This is a genomic window from Paenibacillus sp. MDMC362 (genome assembly GCF_003269305.1).
GTDB lineage: Bacteria > Bacillota > Bacilli > Paenibacillales > Paenibacillaceae > Paenibacillus_AQ.
On sequence record NZ_QLYT01000023.1, the window covers coordinates 1 to 20,237 of the forward strand.

General features: G+C 52.1%; 15 protein-coding genes. 1 reads left to right on the plus strand and 14 read right to left on the minus strand.

The window, feature by feature from the left end; translation table 11 throughout:
• Positions 1 to 98: 98 nt before the first annotated feature.
• The 11 genes from pepT to DP091_RS12145 all read right to left on the minus strand — a co-directional run bounded on the left by pepT (position 99) and on the right by DP091_RS12145 (position 11,454).
• The gene (gene pepT / locus DP091_RS12095) at positions 99 to 1,331 is read right to left on the minus strand and encodes a peptidase T (protein WP_113058551.1); all 1,233 of its coding nucleotides are present in this window, start codon (positions 1,329 to 1,331) and stop codon (positions 99 to 101) included.
• A 144-nt stretch (positions 1,332 to 1,475) separates the two neighbouring features.
• Positions 1,476 to 2,312: a MetQ/NlpA family ABC transporter substrate-binding protein gene (locus DP091_RS12100; protein ID WP_113058552.1), complete on the minus strand. Its 837-nt coding sequence runs from the start codon at positions 2,310 to 2,312 to the stop codon at positions 1,476 to 1,478.
• Positions 2,313 to 2,368: 56 nt separating this feature from the next.
• Positions 2,369 to 3,067 carry a methionine ABC transporter permease gene (locus DP091_RS12105; RefSeq protein ID WP_113058553.1) on the minus strand — a complete coding sequence of 233 codons (699 nt, stop codon included), beginning with the start codon at positions 3,065 to 3,067 and terminating at the stop codon, positions 2,369 to 2,371.
• Positions 3,068 to 3,071: 4 nt separating this feature from the next.
• Positions 3,072 to 3,821, minus strand: a complete 750-nt coding sequence (locus DP091_RS12110) for a methionine ABC transporter ATP-binding protein (RefSeq protein ID WP_113058554.1) — start codon at positions 3,819 to 3,821, stop codon at positions 3,072 to 3,074.
• A 220-nt stretch (positions 3,822 to 4,041) separates the two neighbouring features.
• Positions 4,042 to 6,012, minus strand: a complete 1,971-nt coding sequence (locus DP091_RS12115) for a tetratricopeptide repeat protein (RefSeq protein ID WP_113058555.1) — start codon at positions 6,010 to 6,012, stop codon at positions 4,042 to 4,044.
• 203 nt (positions 6,013 to 6,215) lie between these two features.
• Positions 6,216 to 6,542 carry a hypothetical protein gene (locus tag DP091_RS12120; RefSeq protein WP_113058556.1) on the minus strand — a complete coding sequence of 109 codons (327 nt, stop codon included), beginning with the start codon at positions 6,540 to 6,542 and terminating at the stop codon, positions 6,216 to 6,218.
• Between the two features lie 101 nt (positions 6,543 to 6,643).
• Positions 6,644 to 7,630 (minus strand): ABC transporter ATP-binding protein, encoded by a 987-nt coding sequence (locus DP091_RS12125; RefSeq protein WP_113058557.1) that lies wholly within the window; start codon positions 7,628 to 7,630, stop codon positions 6,644 to 6,646.
• A gap of 16 nt (positions 7,631 to 7,646) precedes the next feature.
• The gene (locus DP091_RS12130) at positions 7,647 to 8,447 is read right to left on the minus strand and encodes an ABC transporter permease (protein WP_113058558.1); all 801 of its coding nucleotides are present in this window, start codon (positions 8,445 to 8,447) and stop codon (positions 7,647 to 7,649) included.
• Entirely contained in the window at positions 8,444 to 9,220 is a 777-nt protein-coding gene (locus DP091_RS12135; protein ID WP_113058559.1) for an ABC transporter permease, read from the minus strand. The genes DP091_RS12130 and DP091_RS12135 overlap by 4 nt, the downstream gene beginning before the upstream one ends.
• Before the next feature lie 279 nt (positions 9,221 to 9,499).
• Positions 9,500 to 10,444 carry a cupin domain-containing protein gene (locus DP091_RS32255; protein ID WP_113058560.1) on the minus strand — a complete coding sequence of 315 codons (945 nt, stop codon included), beginning with the start codon at positions 10,442 to 10,444 and terminating at the stop codon, positions 9,500 to 9,502.
• A 98-nt stretch (positions 10,445 to 10,542) separates the two neighbouring features.
• On the minus strand, positions 10,543 to 11,454 hold the full coding sequence (locus DP091_RS12145; protein ID WP_113058561.1) for a LysR family transcriptional regulator: 912 nt from the start codon (positions 11,452 to 11,454) through the stop codon (positions 10,543 to 10,545).
• Between the two features lie 119 nt (positions 11,455 to 11,573).
• On the opposite strand from DP091_RS12145, the gene DP091_RS12150 reads away from it, so the two are divergent.
• Entirely contained in the window at positions 11,574 to 12,968 is a 1,395-nt protein-coding gene (locus DP091_RS12150) for an MFS transporter (protein ID WP_113058562.1), read from the plus strand.
• A 90-nt stretch (positions 12,969 to 13,058) separates the two neighbouring features.
• Here the strand turns inward: DP091_RS12150 and DP091_RS12155 are convergent, their stop codons facing one another.
• From DP091_RS12155 to DP091_RS12165, 3 genes are all read right to left on the minus strand, one after another.
• The gene (locus DP091_RS12155) at positions 13,059 to 14,918 is read right to left on the minus strand and encodes an ABC transporter ATP-binding protein (protein WP_113058563.1); all 1,860 of its coding nucleotides are present in this window, start codon (positions 14,916 to 14,918) and stop codon (positions 13,059 to 13,061) included.
• Positions 14,899 to 16,641: an ABC transporter ATP-binding protein gene (locus tag DP091_RS12160; RefSeq protein WP_113058564.1), complete on the minus strand. Its 1,743-nt coding sequence runs from the start codon at positions 16,639 to 16,641 to the stop codon at positions 14,899 to 14,901. Before DP091_RS12160 ends, DP091_RS12155 begins: the two co-directional genes overlap by 20 nt.
• A gap of 277 nt (positions 16,642 to 16,918) precedes the next feature.
• Positions 16,919 to 20,236 carry an FtsX-like permease family protein gene (locus DP091_RS12165; protein WP_258394496.1) on the minus strand — a complete coding sequence of 1,106 codons (3,318 nt, stop codon included), beginning with the start codon at positions 20,234 to 20,236 and terminating at the stop codon, positions 16,919 to 16,921.
• Position 20,237: the final 1 nt, after the last annotated feature.

Genomic DNA, 20,237 nt, shown 5'->3' on the forward strand with positions numbered 1-20,237 from the left:
GAGTTCATTGTAACATGTCCTCTTTTTTCACTGTCTACCATGAGGGGATAATACCACCGGCATTCCTGTCGGCAGCTCTTTTTTTGAAAAGATATATCTTAAGCCCGCTCCTCATACAACTGCACGATTTCAATAATCGTTTGAACGGCCAATACCATATTGTCCGCGGATACATACTCATACCGCCCGTGGTAGTTCTCCCCGCCCGTAAAAATATTAGGTGTTGGCAAGCCCATGTACGACAGTTGAGAACCGTCGGTGCCACCGCGGATCGGTTCGATGATCGGCTTGATTTCCAGCTTCTCCATGGCTGTCTGGGCGATGTCGACCACTACTTTGACCGGCTCGATTTTTTCACGCATATTGTAATACTGATCTTTCATCTGAAGGATGATCCGCTCGGCTCCATACTTGTTTTGAAGCTCCTCTACGATGGAGGCCAGCTTGGCCTTTCTTCCTTCGAAAAGCTCCCGGTCATGATCGCGGATAATATAACGAAGCTCGGTCAGCTCCACATCACCCTCGATGGAAGTAAGATGATAGAAGCCTTCATAACCCTCGGTATGTTCAGGCGCTTCTTCAGCGGGGAGCATGCTGTTCAGCTCCATGGCGATTTTCGCCGCGTTGACCATTTTGTTTTTGGCCGTTCCGGGATGGACATTCTTCCCTTTGCAAGTGACCAGCGCCGCTGCCGCATTAAAACTTTCGTATTGAAGCTCCCCGAGCGGTCCGCCATCCATCGTATATGCGTATTTAGCCCCAAAGGCCTCTACGTCGAACTTGTGCGGTCCTCTCCCGATCTCCTCGTCCGGCGTAAAAGCAACCCGGATTTTACCGTGCTTCAGTTCCGGGTGTTGGATCAAATAAGCCATCGCCGTCATAATCTCGGCAATTCCCGCTTTATCATCAGCTCCAAGCAAGGTGGTGCCATCCGTTGTAACGAGTGTATGCCCCTTGTAGCCATTCAGCTCCGGAAAATCCCGCGGGGAGAGCACCACATTCTGCGCTCTGTTCAGAATGATGTCTTGTCCGTCATATTGTTCGACGATCTGCGGCTTGACACCGGCGCCCGTAAAATCGGTAGCCGTATCGATATGTGCCAAAAAGCCGATGGTCGGGATCTGTTTATCCGAGTTTGCCGGAAGCGTGGCCATCACATAGCCATTCTCATCCATCGTTACGTCCTGCATGCCGATTTCCTTCAGCTCGTCCACCAGCAGCTGACCCAGCGTCAGCTGTCCCGGTGTCGAAGGGCAGGTATTACTGTTCTCGTCTGACTGCGTATCCACTTGTGCATAGGTAATGAGTCTGTCGATTACTTCTTTTTTCATAAATTCTCAACTCCAATACGTATGGGTATGTAAGGTGCACCTCTCAAATCCATGAAGAGTATACCATATTTGGCCGCACTCAAAAAAATAACCGTCCCCCGAAAACCTCGGAAAACGGTTATTGTGAACCACAAAATACGCGCTTTATTCAAAAGCCGGCAGCGCAATCTCGGAGTAGTTATCCTCGAAGAACTTCTTCACTTCCGGGCTGGTCATCGCCTTGGCAAGCTTCTGGATCGGCTCGGAATCCACATTATCTTTACGGGCCACCAGTGTAATGGTGAAAGCGGAATCGTTGCCTTCGGTTACGAGAGCATCATTCTTAGGGGTAAGTCCCAGCGGTTTCGCGTATGCCGGCGTCATGGCAACCATATCGACATCGTCGAGCGTACGGGCCAGCATGAGCAGATCCACCTCGGTGAACTTGTATTGGTGCGGATTCTCCACGATATCCGCCTGCGTCGCTTGAATGCCGATGCCTTCCTTCAGCTTAATCAGGCCGTTCTTCTCGAACATCACCAGGGATCGGCCGATATTGGAAGGGTCGTTAGGAATCGCGATGCTTGCACCGTCCGGAAGCTCTTCGATGGTCTTATATTTTTTGGAGTAGGCTCCAAAAACGGCATTATAGATCGGCGTCACCGGAACCAATTCCGAGCCGTTGTTCGCATTGTACTCTTCCATGTACGGCACATGCTGGAAGAAGTTCGCATCTACCTCTTTATGGGCCAGCGCATTGTTCGGCTGCACATTATCGGACAAGATTTGGATCTCAAGGTTGATGCCTTCTTCCTTCAACATCGGCTTCACCAGGTCAAGCACCTCGGTCATTGGCGGAATGAGGGTTGCGACTTTTATTGTAACTTCTTCCGCGGCATCGGGTGCGGCGCTCTCCGAAGCCTTGTCCTTGGCTGGTTGCTGTCCGCAGCCTGCCAGCACCAGCAAGAGGGTCAGCATCAGCAGCATTAATTTCTTATTCATCGTTTGGTTACCTCCAGATAAAATATATTCGGTGTGCATGCGTTCAAAAAACAGAATTAAACTTTTCTCTTATCCAGCAGCCTGGATGCCAGGTTCCCGCCGAACTGGATGGATTGTACCAGAATGATCATAATGATGATCGTAAATGACATAAGCTCTCCCTCAAATCGCTGGTACCCGTAGCGGATCGCAAAATCCCCGACGCCGCCCCCGCCCACGATCCCCATCACCGTGGAGTACGAGATAAAACTGATCGTGGATGTTGTCAGCCCAAGCACAAGGCCCGAGCGGGCCTCTACATACAGGAATTTGTATATCATCTGGAGTGTGGATGCCCCCATGGAAGCAGCCGCCTCCATCACTTCCTTCGGCACCTCCAGCAAGGATTGTTCTACCAGCCTTGAATAGTAAGCCACCGCAACGACGGATAAAGGCACCGCAGCGGCCAGCGTCCCCAGGGAAGTGCCAACGATCCATCTCGTGACCGGTATCATAACGACAACCAGCAGCAGAAACGGGAATGACCGTATGACGTTAACCAAGGCATTCAAAATGGAGAATAGAAGACGATTCTCATACTGTTGGCCTTTTCGACACAAAAATAGCAGTGTTCCGACCGGAAGACCCAGTATTATAGCGGCAGCAATCGATATGCCCACCATGATGAACGTCTCCCCAATCGCCCGCCAGATTTCATTCTGATATTGCAGGACATAGGCGAAATAATCACTTAAATATGGAATGATGTCATTCATGGAACTAACAATCCCCCACTTTCCCCGCAGCGTCCATTGAAGATCCGGAACCCCGAGGAGTCTCTCCATCGCTTAGCTGATTGCGGTACGTTCTGCTCAGACGTCCGTTCTCCATAACGGACACTTGGTCGCAAATGTCGTTCACCACGTCCATCTCGTGGGAAACGATTACGATGGTTACCCCCAGCGTTCGGTTGATATGCCGGAGCACCTCCAGAATGTCCGCGGTTGTCTGCGGGTCCAAGGAAGAGGTCGGCTCATCGCACAACAAGACGTTCGGCGAATTGGCTAACGCTCTGGCAATCGCTACCCGCTGCTTCTGCCCGCCGCTTAGCTGAGCGGGATACGACTTCGCTTTATCCTCAAGTCCCACAAAACGCAGAACCTCCTGGACACGATTCGCCCGTTCGATCTTCGGTACCTTTGCGAGCTCAAGCGGCATCGAAACATTGCCCCATACCGTCCGGTTGCTGACCAGTTGGAACAGCTGAAAGATCATGCCAATCGATCTTCTTGCCTCCCGAAGCTCCCTGCCCCCAAGGGAAGTCAGCTCCTGACCATTCACCACGACTCGGCCGGAATCCGGTCTCTCCAGTACATTCATCATGCGCAGCAGCGTCGATTTCCCGGCTCCGCTCGTGCCGATGATTCCGTGTATGCTTCCCTCCTCAATATGAAGAGAGACATCGTCTATCGCCTGATAACGGCCACTGCCGCTGCCAAAGCTTTTACTGACCTCTTGCAGTGAGATCATGATAATCCACCTCCTTGCACATGAAGAAAGCCCGCTTGGCTATGCAGCCTGCGAGCATGTTATGCTGCAACAACTATTGAATCATACCATAATTTTAGACAAAATGTGACACCACTTCTTGGCGGACTCTAACTTCTTCGTGATCAACGCATCCCTACATGAGCACCGGACTTACAGGGTGAATGCAGGATTCGATGATTCTGCTGGTTAAGAGCGGCATTCAGGACAAATAAAGCTGATGCCCATACATGCCCGTTAACCGTTCTACCGCTTTGTTCAGCAAGCTCTCTTCAAAGCCCATCAAGCCTTCGATGGCTTGGATTTTATCCGCCGGCGGCATCTCCTTCTGAAGATGCAAGCTCCAGTTCACGATGGCCTGTATGGCATCTTCATGCTCGAACTGGCCGTAATAAATATGTGCTTTGTACAGATAGCTGTCGGCATGCTCGGGAACCAGCCTCAGTACCTCGTCAAAAGCAGCCAATGCCGCATCCTCGTCCTGATCCTTGTAATAAATCTGTCCCAGTCTGAAATAAGCGCCCGGATGACCCGGTGAAAGCTCCAGCACTTGCAGCGTATCTTCCTTCGCCCGCGCATAATCCGCCATCGAATAATAGATTCCGCTTCGAAGGCTGTAGAGGCTGCCTTGCCCCGGGCTCAAACTGAGCCCTTGAGCGCAATCCGCCAATCCCCGTTCCAGCTGTCCGGTCTCCACAAAGCAAACGGCACGAAACTCGTAAAATCTCGGATTCGACGGTTGCGCCTGGATCGCCTGGGAATAAGCATCGATGGCGAGATCCCACATGCCCATTTCCTTATAGATATGGCCGCTGGCCGCCAAATAGGTCGGATGCTCGGAGAAGGACTCCTCCTGCTTAACCGCTTCCTGCAGTTCAAGCAGCGCTTCCTCATTGCGTCCTTGAAGATAGAGCACATAACTCAGCTTGTTGCGGATTTCAGTCCCGTCCTGAAGCGCGGCTGCTTCCTTCAGTGCCTGCTCCGCAGATGGCAGATCATTCATCTCCATGTAAATGTCGGCGCGCTGCACATAGTTGGGTGCATCATCATTCTCAAGCTTAAGCAGCTTGTCATTGATCGCCAGCGCTTCCTCCTGACGACCCAAACGGTAATAGCAGTCGGCCATCCAATAGCAGGCCAGCGGGGAGTCCGGCTGTCTTGCATACAACTTCGAAATCAGCTCGTAGGCCTGATCTTCCAGCCCCTCCTCGCGATACATCCGGGCCATGTCGAAATACGCGCGGTAATCGTCCGGCGCCGCTTCAATCGCCCATTCCAAATCCGCTTTGGCTGCATTTTTGTTACCGGAACGGTTGAAGATCTCCGCTCTCTTTAAGTATAGCTCGTTTGAATCCGGATACCGCTCAATGGCCTCCGATAGATAGTGCTCGGCCTGTCCCATGTCCCCAAGCTGCACGTACAGGTCCGCCATAGATTTCCGAAAGGAATACGCCTCCCGCACTTGCCGCTGAAACGTCTGAAATGCGCCATAGCTGTAATTGGTGCTGCCTGCAAACAGCGCATATCCGCCGTCCGCTTCCGCTTCATACCGATCGGCCAGCTGGATTCCCTCCTGCAGGACACCCACGGCTTCCTGCACCTGATCCATCAGATCCAGGGATACGGACAGCATGTAATAATACATCGGGATGGCGCGTTCCGGCTCCTGGATGCTTAGGCGAAAATAGTGCGCCGCTTCCGCCGGATTGCCGCTCTCGTAAAAGGTCATGCCCAGCTCATAATAAGTCGAAATAACCGTGCTCCTGTCCTCTCTTTTAATGCTCTCCTTCAGATCGCGGATCGCCTCTTCATATTGATTCAAATCCTTGTGGGCAATCCCCCGGGTATACCAATTCATATAATTGTCGGCATTCAACCGAATCGCTTCATCTAGATCCTCAATGGCCTCGCGCTCCCGGTTCAGCTCACGCAAAATATGAGCGCGCCGCTCATAGGCGCGATGGCTTCCGCTCGTATCGATCACCCGCCCCAAATAAGCTATGGCCTCTTCCGAATGGCCGCTGTTGTGCAGCAGCTCCGCATAGTGCAGCTTATCATTGAAACTGGTAATGGCACTTTCGCCTTTTCGCATATATTTAAGGGCTTGTTCAAAATCCCGCTTCTTCCTGTAATGGTTACCGATACGGAACCAGATCCGCTTCATCAACTTCATGGTGGCTCATCCTTTATATGTCGATGTTATTCTTGGGCTCGTATGATCAGAGCAGAGGTTTCCTTTCTCTATCTCTATATTATACTTCCTCTATGTCCAATTGCACCCAAATTAAAGAGGAACCCTGCAGGCTCCTCTTTAGGTGTGTATCCTATTATATTGTACAAGGTTACCAAAAATGTCCAATGAAAGAAATACATGCGTTATTTAGTGAAACGATTTGATTTATTCTGCTTACAAACTTTTTCTGCATAGTATGCTGCTGCACCCAGTGATATTCCCCAGATCAGGAAGAGCGCGTACCAGAAGTATCTCCACACCGCCATGGGGCTTGCATCTTGATCGGCATACATGGGGGCCGACCGAACGCGGCCGACCGCTAACAAATACTGCATTACGAAGTAAGTAAATCCCCATAATGACAACAAAACAGACCCGATGGCAAATCCCCACCAATAATGGGGGAGGGCATACATAACAGCGGCAATGCAAGCCGAATACCCGGCTTTTTTCATTCTGGAATGATTCATTTCAATCACCTCAAGCTAATCATACTTAACGAAAAGAGCATTCAGATGACTTGAAGTTTAAGTTTAGTTTAAATATGCGTGGAGCCCGCTCTTGACTCTGTTCAGTACACCTTATGAATCACATCTTCGAAATCGGGATCTTCCATATCGATATCATCCAGCTCGCCCCAACGGCCCAGCTCTTTAAAAATATCAAGCGTGTTCATCTCGCGGCGGTTCACCTCAATGGTGACGGTGTTATCCAGCGTGCTTGCCACCCGAATCGGGACGGTAAAAGCGTCTTCGCCTAAAACTTCCTCAGGAATTACAAAAGGACCGCGGAAAGTGACGGTGATCACGGTAGGCAGCCCGATGGTGTCTCTTAAAGACTTTACCGTTCCATCATAAGACAGTTCGCCGTTGTTAATGACCATTACGCGATTGCACAGCTGTTCGATATCATCCATGTCATGTGTCGTGAGCAGTATGGTCTTGCCGAATTGCTGGTTGATCAGCTTGAGAAAATGGCGGATGTTCCGCTTGGCGTTCACGTCCAGACCGATCGTCGGCTCATCCAGGAACAGCACGTCGGGATCATGCAGCATCGCGGCAGCGAGGTCGGCGCGCATGCGCTGGCCGAGCGACAGCTTGCGCACAGGCGTTTCCCAGAACGCCTGTAAATCCAGCAATTCGGTAAACTGTCCGAGTCTGCGCTCCTTGTCCGCCTGATCCACGCTGTACATTTTAGCCAAAATATCGTAGGAATCCTTCACCGGCAGGTCCCACCACAGCTGGCTCCGCTGACCGAATACGACGCCCAGGTTGTTCACGACGCTGCGCCGCTCCTTGTGCGGATTCATGCCTCCGATCGATACGTGACCCGAGGTCGGGTGGAGAATGCCGGTCAGCATTTTGATGGTGGTGGATTTGCCGGCCCCGTTCGGTCCGATGTAACCGACGAATTCCCCCTGCTCCACTTGAAAGCTGATTCCCTTCACGGCTTCCTTCGTCCGGTATTCTCTCGTGAACAGGGTTCGCAGCCCGGAGAAGCGCCCCTCCTTCACAACCGGCGTTTTGAACTCCTTGCGTATGTCATGGACTTCAATCATTGACGCGTTCCTCCTTTTAGCTCCCTGTACTTTGATATTTGGTCAAACCAAACTGCCAGAATTTCAGACTTAAGAAGAGACATCCCAGAGCCGCTCCAGCTAATGCGGGCAGCACCCAAACGCCGAGCTCGCCCCGCAGTATGTATAATGACGGGATGTAATTGACTAAACCGACCGGGACCACGATCAGCAGGATCGACGACATCCATTTGGGATACAGCGTGAGCGGATACTGGGCTGCCGTCCGGGCCGCATCCTCCGTAATATTTTGAAGCTCGGTGATCCGGGTCGTCCAAAAACCGAACGTGGCGGTCGCAAGTCCGATCGAGAACAGGATGACGGCTCCCGTGACGATAATATAAAGCGATTGCGGCACCGCGCTCCATCCGACTTGCCCTGCCGTCATCATGCCATGCAGCGACCACCAGAGCAGAAAACCGCCCTGCAGCACTTCGCCCAGCATGATCCGGAATTTCTGCGGCATGAGCGCCAGCAGTACCGGCATGGGACGAGTCAGCAGCTGATCAAGCTCCCCGTTGACAAGATAGTGTTCAAGATGGTGCACTTCATCCGCAAACGTCCGGTAGAGCGTCTTCGATAAGGTCATAACGGCAAACAAATACCCGATTTCATGCATGGACCATCCCTGAATGGCCCCAAATTTGTAGAGCACGATAGCAACCATAAGAAATTCAGAAATTTGGATCAGAGCCGCCAGAAACGAAGCCAGGATAAAATTGAATTTGTATTGCATGCGGCTTTTGATGCTGGTGCGGATCAACAGCGCGTACAGAGATAGCCAGGATCTCGTGGTCATCCTCCTTGCACCTCCACTTTCCGTCTTAGGAAACCTGTTGCCAGCAGGCTGGCCATCGTGAGCAGCACGCACCACAAGAGCGTCCCCCATAGATAGGAAACGTCATCAAAGCCCAGATAGATTCGGGTCGGCACATAGAGCAGATACGGATACGGCGACCACCAGGCCACCGTCTGAAGCCAGCCGGGCAGCCATTCAATCGGAATGAAGAAGCCTGCAAGAAGATTGATCATCGCATGGTTGCCCCAATACAACCAAGACGATTCCGTTGTCCATAATGCGGATGCGCCGATGAGATAGTTGATGCAGATCGATAAATAGGCGGCTCCTGCAAGCGCAATGGCAACATAGAGGAAGGTAGATGCTTTTCCGGGTAAATGCAGTGAGAAGGCAAAGTAATACACCAGGTAGATCGGGATTGATTTGTAAACGAATTGGTAAGCGATTTGCCCCCATTCCTTGGCCATCAAATGACTGAACAAATGAACGGGACGCATCAAATCCAGAGAAATATGGCCGGTTCGCACGGCTTGGGGAATGCCGAGGCCATTCGTGACGAAACTGGAAACCCAGAGCGCAGCTTGCGTAAAGGCGATATAACCGACCATTCCCTGCGTTCCATAATCTCCTAGTGCGTAGTCTGCACCGAGACCGATCCAGATACAGGCATACATGAAGCCAAACATCGCGCTGGCGATATTGTGCACCATGTGTGCGCCGCGATACTGCAAATTGCGGGCATAGGCTTTGGAAGCCAATGTGAAATAAAGCATGAAGCACCTCCGATAAGCATTTTAGATGGCGGATCCATCCACTTCAGACAAGGCGAAAATGAGAGAAGGACAATAGCATACCAGAACGTTCCAGATCAGGCAAGGCTTTTTTCAGAAGGAAAATATACGGACGATCCGGGATACAAAAAGAAGCCTTCTTCTCCGAAGGGTTGGTTTCAAAAGAAACCACCAAGGGAGTTTGAAGACTTCGTACTCGTCATATAAGCGATCAGGCGTCATCATCTTATACCGTTTGCCACAGACGGCAAGCTTATCGTGTCACTGACCCTCTCGGCCAATTTCCGCATCGGGCTCAGGACCACGGCTAGTGACTGACTCTGGATCCGGGCTCGTTTTGTACAGATACTGAAGCTGCTGGAACGGCTGCGGCTGCGGCTGGAAAAATGGCGTATGCTGATGTGCCTGCTGTGAATAGGTTACCGGTTGCGCAAAGGGGGGCGAGAAGGAAGCTTGCGGCGGATACGATGGCGGCTGTGAATAAGGGGAATACGATGGGGAAACGCCGTACTGCTGCATCCTCACTTGTTGATAATTGTATGGATACGATGGATAGGATGGTGGCGGTGGTGCATATCCATAATAGCTAGGCGGCGAAGGTGGCAGTACGTTAAACGGAAATGGCTGGCCAAACGGCTGCCGCTGAATCGATTCAACGTAGGGGGCATGGTCGTCCCGCTTGCCGCAGCCCGGCGGTGGCCCCAATATGACCGTTTCCTTCAGCGGAGCAACCGCTTTGGCGTAATCCTCCTCATTCACGCAGTATGCGATATGCAAAATCTCCTTGGGAATATGCCTGAGGAAGTCCGATCCATATACGATATCCGGCGTCGGCTTATCAAATATGGTCAGAATATGGGCTTTGTCGCTCAGCGTCAAAATCCAGTGGAACCAGCCTTTTGGTAACATCGATACCTGTCCCGGCTTTAGCTTGTAGGTCATCAGCTTCTGGGTGAAGGGATTAAATACGGAAGTCAGCACTTCGCCGCTGATGACAAACACCAGCTCATCGACATTCGTATGCCAGTGGGGCTGGATGATAATTCCTTTGGTCATATGAACGTTGAAGAATCCTGTGGCAATGGCCGGCATCTGGTTTTCAAACACCTGGGTTATGTAATTTCCCGCATCGCGTTTATAGTTTAAGGTGTCGTTCGAGTCCGCAAACAGCTTCAAATTCGGAGATGTCAGTACTGGATCCAGCATCGTATTCCTCCCTTGAAAGTTCTTGATCTATCTGTATGCGTAGAAGGCCCGGCCTATGTAGAAGGGGATCGCCGGGACAGGAAAAAGGACGTGATCTGTCAGATCACGTCCCTATGCATCATCGGCTCCTGAAACTCGCCGAAATAGTCTACCAGGAATGACTGGAATTCTCTTGCGGCCTTGGACAAATATCGCTGCTCCAGCCACGCTAGAGTGAAGGTCCTGTAGCAGGAAGGTTTCTCGATACGCACCATCGCGTACGGCGGCTCTTCATCCCCTTTGCACCCGGGTACAAATGCGGCTCCAAGCCCGGCGGCCACCAGACTTCCCAAAGCGGCAGGTTCATCCACTTCACAGACGACATCCCGGCTGATCCCGGCCAATCGGCAGAACTCCTCATTCATTTTACGGAACGGGTGGCCTTCCTTGTACTCGATGAAGGGTTCCCCCGCAACGTCTTGAAGGGAGATGCTCTTCCTGCCCGCCAATCGATGACCGTGGGGTACCGCCAAGAACACCTCGGCATGGAGAACCGGGATTTCCCGAAACTTGTCATCATCCAATGCCGCAGCCGCAAAGCATAAATCGACTTCACCATTCTCCAGCATCTGCACCATCTCCATCATCGAGTCAGGCGGAATCTGGATAATGCGGAAATTCACATCAGGATATCGCGCACGGAAAGCTCCCAATGCTTTGGACAGCCGGGGCAGTGCCGTCGTTGCAATGCGGATGCTGCCCCGCTCCATACCTGCCAAATCCGACACCTCTCTCTTCCCTTCCTCAAGCGCTGATAATGCCGTATCTACGCTTTTCAGAAAAGCCTTCCCGAATGAATTGAGCTTGATTTGCCGATTCTGCCGATCGAACAGCTGTACTCCCAAATCTTCCTCTAACCTGGCAATCGTCTTGCTGAGCGCAGGCTGGGCAATTCGGAGTTCCTTCGCAGCCTTGGTCATATGCTCCATTCTGGCCACCGTCTGAAAATAATGCAGCTGAAGCAGTTCCACGATGTTCTTCCTCCTTTATTGATACCCCTGAGTATATGAATGCATGCCGTAATATATATTTTTATTTATTAACTATCGATTGTAGAATAAATCGTAACCAAAGGAAAGGGGGAAATCACATGAACGAACATCAGCAACAACCACCATCGGCTGAAAAATTAATCCGCATTCTGGCGTTTACGATGATTCTCTCATCGATGAGCGCAACGATGTTTAATATCGTGCTTCCGGAAATCAGCAAGCAATTCCAGCTTTCCTTTGCCCAGGTCAGCTGGGTATCGTCGATTTACATGCTGATTTATGCCATAGGCTCTGTCCTATATGGAAAATTGGCCGACACCTATAAACTCAAAAATCTGCTCACTTTCGGTTTGCTTCTCTTCCTAGTCGGTTCTATTGTAGGTTTGTCGGCACAAGCCTACTGGATGGTGCTGCTGGGGCGGATCCTCCAGGCTGCGGGGGCAGCCGTCATTCCGGCAACCGCCATGATCATTCCCGTTCGCTATTTCCCTGCGGAAAGCCGGGGCCGCGCGCTCGGCATAACCGCCACCGGACTCGCTATCGGAAGCGCGATTGGGCCGGTAGTCTCGGCTCTGATCGTCAGCGTGTTCCACTGGAGATGGCTCTTCTGCATCCCGCTGTTGATCCTTGTTACCTTGCCGCTGTACCGCAAATATTTGGGCAATGAACAAGGCCAGGGGGGACGAATCGATTGGCTCGGCGGCGGTCTTCTCGCCGGAACGGTTGCGCTGCTGCTCCTTGCGGTGACGCAGAGTGGATGGATATTCGGCCTAGGCAGCTTCATGCTGTTCCTGTTGTTCCTCCTGCGCATTCGATCGGCTAAAGAGCCTTTTGTCCAGCCCCGTTTATTCAGCAACAAAAGCTATTCGGTCGGTCTGGTCCTCGGCATATTCATTATGAGTGTCGGTTACGCCCTGCCTTTTCTTACTCCGCAGCTGCTGGCGGATATTAACGGTTTGGCTCCGGGATGGATCGGATTTGTTATGGTGCCGGGAGCCGTCGCTGCGGCCATACTCGGCGGAAGAGGCGGCAAGCTCGCGGATACGAAGGGATCGCGTTATCTGTTCTATACAGCGTCCACCCTGCTTTTGCTCTGTTTCGCCCTGTTGTCCACTTTCGCAGGCGTATCGCCATACCTCATTGCGCTGATTCTGATCTTCGGCAATGTAGGTCAAATATTTATGCAAATCTCGCTCTCCAAGACCATCTCATTGTCTCTGCCCAAAGAGCAAACCGGTGTCGGGATGGGATTGTTCTCGCTGCTTAACTTCCTGTCCGGCGCGATCGCCACGGGGGTGTACGGCAAAGCTGTCGATCTTGGCGCCGGCAGATCCTGGAATCCGCTGAACCTGTTCCAGGGCGCCTCCACCTACAGCAACATCTATATCGTCCTGGTTGCCTTGCAAGCTGGAGTTCTTCTGCTGTTCATGCTGCAATTTGGCAAAGCCGCGGGACGGCGTAAACTGCGCCTTCAAACTACGAGCTCTAAATGAGACGAGGACAAGAGATATTCAACAAGCTCAAAAAGAAAAACCACCGGAGTAACAATCGGCTTTGTTAAGCCTCTCCGGTGGTTTTGATTCTTACATAGCCGCCCGTTTCAGCTGGCCGTAATACAGGTCGCTATAGAATCCTCCCTGCTTCAGCAGCTCATCATGGGAGCCCTGCTCTAATAAACGTCCATCCTTGAGCACCAGGATTCGGTCCGCCGAGCGGATCGTATTTAGACGGTGGGCAATAACAAAGCTCGTCCGCCCTTTCATCAATCGCTGCAATCCTTCCTGGATTTTGATTTCCGTAACGGTATCGATGCTGCTTGTCGCTTCATCCAGCACCAGCATGGAAGGGTTGGCCAGAATCGCCCTCGCGATTGCAAGCAGCTGCTTCTGGCCTTGACTGATGCCGCTGCCGTCAGGCTTGAGTTTCTTGTCATAACCATCCTTCATCCGTACGATAAACGAGTGGGCGTTGGCCAATTTCGCGGCTTCTTCCACCTCCTCATCGGTGGCATCCAGCCGTCCGAAGCGAATATTCTCACGGATCGTGCCCTGGAAGAGAAAGGAATCCTGCAGCACAAAAGCCATCTGCGCGCGCAGACTCTCCCTGCGAATCGAAGAAATATCCCGCCCGTCGAGGGTAATCCTTCCACTGTCCGGATCGTAAAACCGGGAGAGCAGCTGAATTAACGTCGTTTTCCCCGCACCGGTCGGACCGACCAGCGCAATCATCTCGCCGGGTTTCGCTTCAAAGCTGATTCCTTCCAGTGTGTCTCCGTCTTTCTCATAAGAAAACGAGACGTTGTCGAACTTCACCGCGCCCTCCACGCTCTTCAGCGTGACAGCAGCTCCTTCGTCCTTCGCTTCAACCTCTTCATCCAGCACCTCGAATACGCGTTCCGCCCCCGCAATGGCAGACAGCAGCGTATTCCATTGGTTCGCGAGATCGTTCAGCGGTCTCGTAAACTGCCTTGCATAACTCTCAAAGATAATGATGACGCCGATCGTAATATGCCCCTGGATCGCCATGATGCCGCCGACGCCCGCTACGATCGCAAAGCTCAAGTTGTTGAGCCCGTTCATCAGCTTCGGAATGAAGCCTGATATGCTCTGCGCCCAGAAGCCCGACAGACGAATCCGTTGATTGCGCTCGTCGAATTCGCGGACAACCCGTTCTTCCTGGGAAAAAGCCTTAATGATCCGCTGCCCCGACAGCGTTTCTTCAATATACCCGTTCAGATCCCCCAGGTTGCGTTGACGCTCCTTAAACAAGGGACCGGTCCGCCGGGTAATCCAGCGCATCCCCATCATCATCAGGGGCACGACCAGGAATGTCAGCAGCGTAAGGAGCGGACTAAGCCATAACATGACGGTTAATGTGCCGATTAAGGTCAACACGCTCGAGAAGATTTGAATGGCTGAGCTGTTGAGCGTTGAGCTCACGTTCTCGATATCATTTGTCAGGCGGCTCATGATCTCGCCCTGCTGGCGCTTGCCGTAGAACGGGATCGGAAGCCGGTGCAGATGCGTGAACAGATCCATCCGCATCCGGTACACCGTCTCTTGGGCGATGCCGATCATCCAGACGTTGTGCAGCCAAGTGGTTAAAGCCTGAAGAACATAGACGGCGGCCAAGCCAACGAGAAAATACAACCAGGCCGCGTCGATGGAGCTGTCCGGATTACGCACATCATCCAGAAATCTATCCACGCCGACGCCAAGGAGATAGGGACCTAGCAATGCAAGGCCCGAGCTGATCAACACCATTAGCAGCACGAGTGCGAGCTTGCCTTTGCGGCGGGCGAGATAAGTCCATATTCTGGAGAGGGTGCCCGACCAGTTTTTGGCCTTGGCCTTTGGCTTGCCCCCCTGGCCGCCATCCTTATTCTTGCCAAGATCAATCTTCGGTCTTGGATGACGAAACGGTTCAGTGAATGCCTTGAGCATGCTGCTGCGCCTCCTCTCCGTATTGGGATTCATAGATGCGTCGATATAGAGAGGAACTTTCCATCAAATCTTCGTGTTTCCCTTTTCCAATCAAACGCCCGTCGTCCAGCAGCAGAATCAAATCAGCCGAAGTGGTCGAGCTGATCTTCTGCGTGATCAAAAACGTCGTACAGGACAAATCCTTCAGAGCATCCAGCAGAGCGCCTTCCGTTCGGACGTCAAGGGCGCTGGTGCTGTCGTCCAGAATGAGGATGGCGGGCTTTCGCACAAGCGCCCGGGCAATGGACAAGCGCTGCTTCTGTCCCCCGGACAAGTTGACCCCGCGCTGGCCCAGCATCGTGTCATAACCGTTAGGGAGACGCTCAATGGTGTCGTGGATTTGCGCGCTGCGCGCCGCTTCTTTAATTTCCTCCATGGAAGCATCCTCGCCTCCCCAGGCAATATTCTCCCGGACCGTACCGGAGAAGAGCAGCACTTCCTGCGGCACATAACCGATGCTGCTGCGCAGATTCACCTCATCGATCGATCCCGCGTCCATTCCGTCTACGCGTACAGTTCCCTTCTCTTCCTCGTAAAGCCGTGGAATCAGCTGTACTAATGAAGACTTGCCGGAACCAGTAGCTCCCATAATCGCGATCCGCTCTCCGGGCCTCGCTTCAAAGGAAATATCCGTCAGCACGTCGATGTCGCTGCCCGGATAGCTAAAGCTCACTTGCTCGAACTTCACGCCGCCTTGAATCTGAACCTTTTTATTCTTATCCTTGGCCGCGCTTGCTGCATTCTCTTCCGTATTTAACACCTCTTGCGTCCGCTGTGCGGAAGCGCGTCCTCGGGAGAAGGCAACGACAACCCAGGACAGGGCGGACATGGCACCAATACAGCGCAGGGAATAATTAATTACGGCAACCACTTCGCCGACGCTGGCACTGCCGGACGCGATGTCTTTGCGGCCGAACCACAGGACCGCCATGATCCCAGCATTCATTATGAGAAGAATAAACGGCATCGTTGTCTCCGTTAATCGCAAGGTCGAGACCGTGGTGTTCATCAGCTTGCCAGAGGTACGGGCAAAGCGTTCAATTTCGTGTCCCATCCGTACGAATACGCGTATCAACCGAATCCCGGTCAGATTCTCCTGAATGACGCCGTTTACCGCATCCAGTCGCTGCTGTACATGGCGGAACGCATCCGCTGCCCGCTTCATAATCCAAGCGATAAAAATAAACAATAATGGCACGGTTAGGACAAGCAGCATGCCGAGCTTCACATTCACCACCAATGCCATGATGATGCTTCCCAGCACGACGAGCGGAACGCGCGTCATAAATCGCAAGCCCATGAACACCGTATCCTGAATCTGGGTGACGTCACCTGTAAGTCTGGTAATCAAAGATGAGGTAGCAAACCGGTTAAATATCGAATAAGAGAAGGACTGCACCTTTTCATACAGCTGATCACGCAGATCATAGCCGAGTCCCTGACTCGTATGCGCCGCAAAAAAAGAGCTGGATATCCCCGCTATAAAGGCTATAATAGCGCTTCCAGTTAAAACGGCTCCCCACATCCATACAACGGACAAATCCTGTTTCTGTATGCCGTCGTCAATGATTTTAGAGATGAGCAGCGGCTGAATCAGCTCAACGGTGAGCTCAATCAGCATCATGACCAGTGCCGCAATCGCTGCGACGCGGTACTTTTTCAAGATCGAGAAGACCATTCCCATAAGCATTCCTCCGAGGCTGAAGACCTTTATCATGTTCTAACATCCATTACCCACTGGTCTTCATGTAGTAGCAATATTAGTTCGTACAAGAGCTCGATATGTCTATTATAATATATTTTCTCCTAGAACTTACCGACTGATTAAAAAATCACAGTAATTCACATTCCCAAACGCAGTTGCTGACATGTGTGGAGCGTTGTACAAAAGAGATGAAAAAAAGAGCCGAGTTCTTCAGGATCATCTCCTGCGAAAATGGCTCTCTTCGTAAAACATATATCTATTCCACCGACTTCAGCGCTTCAATCATATCAATCCGCTTTAGTTTGTAATGCATGGAGGCCATCACAATGGCCGAGAACAACAGCGTCAGCAGTGCCGCATAGCCATAACTGATTCCATGGATCGCGGGACTGAACATCATGGCATCCACTTCTGCGGTTAGGAGCACGAACCGGTGCAGGAACACGCCACACAGACTGCCCGCTATAATCCCCAGCACGGTCAGAATCATATTTTCGCGATAGATGTACATGGTTACCTCCTTATCATAGAAGCCAAGCACCTTGATCGTTGACAGCTCCCGTATCCGCTCGGATACGTTAATATTCGTCAGATTGTACAGCACAACAAACGCAAGGGCAGCAGCAGATACAATCAGGACAACCACCACGACGTTCATGCTGTCCATCGTATCACTGAAGGCATCGCTTACTCCGCTCGTGAAGCTGACCATTGCCACCCGCTGGCTTGCGGTTAACGATTCTCCAAGCTGGTCTTCCCACTCCGGATTGTGACCGTGGTTGTCATACGTCAGCAATTGACTGTTCACGTCCGGCCCTGCATCAAAAATCTCCTCGTAATACAGCGGCGTCATATAGACGTAGTGCATGGCGTAGTTCTCCGTTATACCAGCTACACGTATTTCAAAGGGCTCGTTGTCGCTGTTCTGTACGGTGAAAGTACTGCCGATCTTAAGATCAAACAGCTTGGCAAGCTTCTCGGTAATGATCGCACCGTCATCCGTCAGTGACAGCGTCTGCTCCTGCCCACGGGATTTCAGGATGATAAACGAATCGATCTCCTCTGGCGATTGCGGCACAAGCAAACTCACATCCTGAGTGTTCACCCCGAGGGCTGTTGCGGTCATCGCCTCTTGCGTCACATTTAAAATCCCCGTAATCTCCGGCGTTTCCGCAATGCGCTTGTTATAATCCGCCAGCATGCCGCTATCGCCGTTGTCGTCTTGAAATACAACGGTCGCCTGATGCTGCATAATCTTTCCGTATTGCAGCGGCGCGATATCCCCGATGGAATCCTTGAGACCGAAACCGGTCAGAATCAGGGCCGTGCAGCCGGCAACGCCGCAAACGGTCATAAACATCCGCTGCTTGTAGCGGAACAGATTACGGGCGGTGACTTTTCCAATAAAGCCGAGCCGGTTCCACACCCAAGGAACTCGCTCCAGCCATATGCGGGATCCGTTCTTGGGCGCTCTGGGGCGCATCAGGACCGAAGCGTTGCTTCGAAGTTCCACCCGTGTCGCCACATATGCGGTCATGGTCGTACAGAGCACGGCCACGATGATCGAGATGATGCTGTAACTGAGATAAAATCGCGTTCTCACATCCGGCAGATTGTATAAAGCGCCGTAAGCATCATAGATAATAGCGGGAAACAAGGTGAAGCCGACAGCCAGTCCGGCTGCTGAGGCCGCGACACTGGCCAGCGTCGAATACACCATGAATTTTTTCATCACATCCCGGTTGCTGTATCCGAGCGCTTTCAAGGTTCCGATCTGCAGCCGCTGCTCCTCAACCATGCGGGTCATCGTTGTCAGGCTGACGAGGGCGGCGATCAGGAAAAAGAAGACCGGGAATGCCGTTGCAATAGCAGATAAGCGGTCCGCATTATCGCTGTACTCGGTATAGCCCGGATTAACGCTGCGGTCCATGACGTAGACTTTGGGCAGCTCAAGCTGATCCAGCTCCTTCTGTCCCTCTGCCACTTCCTTCTCGCCATCGGTGATTTCCCGCTTGGCCTTTGCCTTTTCTTCATTAAATTTCTTTAGACCCTCCAGGTATTTCGCCTGTCCGTGGCTAAGCTCCGCTTTCGCATTCGCTAGCTTGGCTTCCCCTGCCTGTTTAGCAGCCGCAAGCTCTTCCGTTCCTTGCTTCAACGAAGCTTCACCCTGCACGAGCTGGCGCTCGGCTTCCCGAAGCTTGGCCTCTCCTTCTTTTAGTTGTGCCCGGCTTGCATCCAGCTTCTGCTGAGCTTGATCCAGCTGTTGCGAAGCTTCGTTTAAACCGCTCTGGAACGCATAAGCAGCCTTTTGCAAAGCAGTGCCCTCCAATGCTCCTTCCATGTAACCCGCAGTGGCTGCCCCCAGTTTCGGATCTGCTGCCTGAGCCGCTGAAAGCAGTTCTTGCCTCTGTTCTTCCGGCATGTCTTTCGGATCTAAACCGGAGATATGCTGCAGCGCCTTCGCCAATTGCTGCCCTTGTGCCAGTTTTGGCGCAAGCTCCAACCTCTGTTGATCCAGTTGACTTTGACCTGTCTTAAGCTGGGACTGTCCTTGTTCCAACTGCTGATGATTTCGCTTCAGCTCCGCTCTGCCTTGGGCTAGTTTTTTCGCCGCGGCATCCAGCTTGGCTTGTCCCTGTGCCAGCTCGCTTTGAAATTGGCTCACGCCAGCGCGGTAGGATTGCTCTCCTTCATTCAGCTTGATCTTCGCTTCCTTTAACTCCTGCTCCGCATCGGTCAGCTGCTTCTTGGCATCCTTGATTTTGTCCAAGGCCTCATTCAGCTTCCTCTGACCCTCGGCTCGAATCTCCGCCAACCGCTCCTGCGGCATGGTCTTCAGTGCCCGTTCTACCGCTTCTTTGTGCCGTTTGATCTTCTCGTCATACTCAGGCGTATAGGGAGCTGATTCAGCGGTGTCTTGGAAGGTTAGGTAGGCTTCCGTATGTACAGATAGTTTAAAATCCTGCTCCGGTATAACGGCGAACACATCCGCCGTCCCCTTGCCGATACCGCTCGTTCCCCGGCTCATGCTGCTGATGAACAGCGGACTCTTCGCCCTTCCCACAACCGTATAAGTGAGGGGGTCAAACGTTTTCTTGAGATTGACTTCCTGTTCCGGATTGGTAAAGGTAATCTGATCCCCCAGTTTAAATTCGTCCCCCCGATCCCCCGCGTCGATGACGATCTCTCCTGCGGCCTCCGGCATTCGACCTTCGGTAAGCACGTATTGATTCAGATTATTTCCTGGGTCATAGGAGAGGACCTTCGCGATCCGCCCGCTGTCACCGAGAAATGCGTCTGCGCTATAGCCAGGTTGAACCTCATCCACTCCGGCAATCAACTTCAGCTTCTCGATATCCCTTTGTTCGAGACCCAAGGTGGACTGAACCTTGAGATCCATCAGCTTTAAATCGCTATAGTAGTGATCCGCTGTGTCCAGCATATCTGGACCCGTAGCTTTTATCCCCGCAAAAAAACCGACGCCGAGCATAATAATGGCAAAAATGGACAGAAACCGAGCTTTTGTCCGCGATATTTCCCGGAAAATATCAGACCACAACGCTCTTTTCTTCATA

Excerpts from the sequence above, each read along its gene's own strand:
- DP091_RS12100 (WP_113058552.1), bottom strand. The coding sequence starts at position 2,312 with ATGAATAAGAAATTAATGCTGCTGATGCTGACCCTCTTGCTGGTGCTG.
- DP091_RS32255 (WP_113058560.1), bottom strand. The coding sequence starts at position 10,444 with ATGCTGGATCCAGTACTGACATCTCCGAATTTGAAGCTGTTTGCGGAC.
- DP091_RS12150 (WP_113058562.1), top strand. The coding sequence starts at position 11,574 with ATGAACGAACATCAGCAACAACCACCATCGGCTGAAAAATTAATCCGC.
- DP091_RS12105 (WP_113058553.1), bottom strand. The coding sequence starts at position 3,067 with ATGAATGACATCATTCCATATTTAAGTGATTATTTCGCCTATGTCCTG.
- DP091_RS12120 (WP_113058556.1), bottom strand. The coding sequence starts at position 6,542 with ATGAATCATTCCAGAATGAAAAAAGCCGGGTATTCGGCTTGCATTGCC.
- DP091_RS12155 (WP_113058563.1), bottom strand. The coding sequence starts at position 14,918 with ATGCTCAAGGCATTCACTGAACCGTTTCGTCATCCAAGACCGAAGATT.
- DP091_RS12125 (WP_113058557.1), bottom strand. The coding sequence starts at position 7,630 with ATGATTGAAGTCCATGACATACGCAAGGAGTTCAAAACGCCGGTTGTG.
- DP091_RS12115 (WP_113058555.1), bottom strand. The coding sequence starts at position 6,012 with ATGAAGTTGATGAAGCGGATCTGGTTCCGTATCGGTAACCATTACAGG.
- DP091_RS12135 (WP_113058559.1), bottom strand. The coding sequence starts at position 9,220 with ATGCTTTATTTCACATTGGCTTCCAAAGCCTATGCCCGCAATTTGCAG.
- DP091_RS12160 (WP_113058564.1), bottom strand. The coding sequence starts at position 16,641 with ATGGGAATGGTCTTCTCGATCTTGAAAAAGTACCGCGTCGCAGCGATT.
- DP091_RS12130 (WP_113058558.1), bottom strand. The coding sequence starts at position 8,447 with ATGACCACGAGATCCTGGCTATCTCTGTACGCGCTGTTGATCCGCACC.
- DP091_RS12165 (WP_258394496.1), bottom strand. The coding sequence starts at position 20,236 with ATGAAGAAAAGAGCGTTGTGGTCTGATATTTTCCGGGAAATATCGCGG.
- pepT (WP_113058551.1), bottom strand. The coding sequence starts at position 1,331 with ATGAAAAAAGAAGTAATCGACAGACTCATTACCTATGCACAAGTGGAT.
- DP091_RS12110 (WP_113058554.1), bottom strand. The coding sequence starts at position 3,821 with ATGATCTCACTGCAAGAGGTCAGTAAAAGCTTTGGCAGCGGCAGTGGC.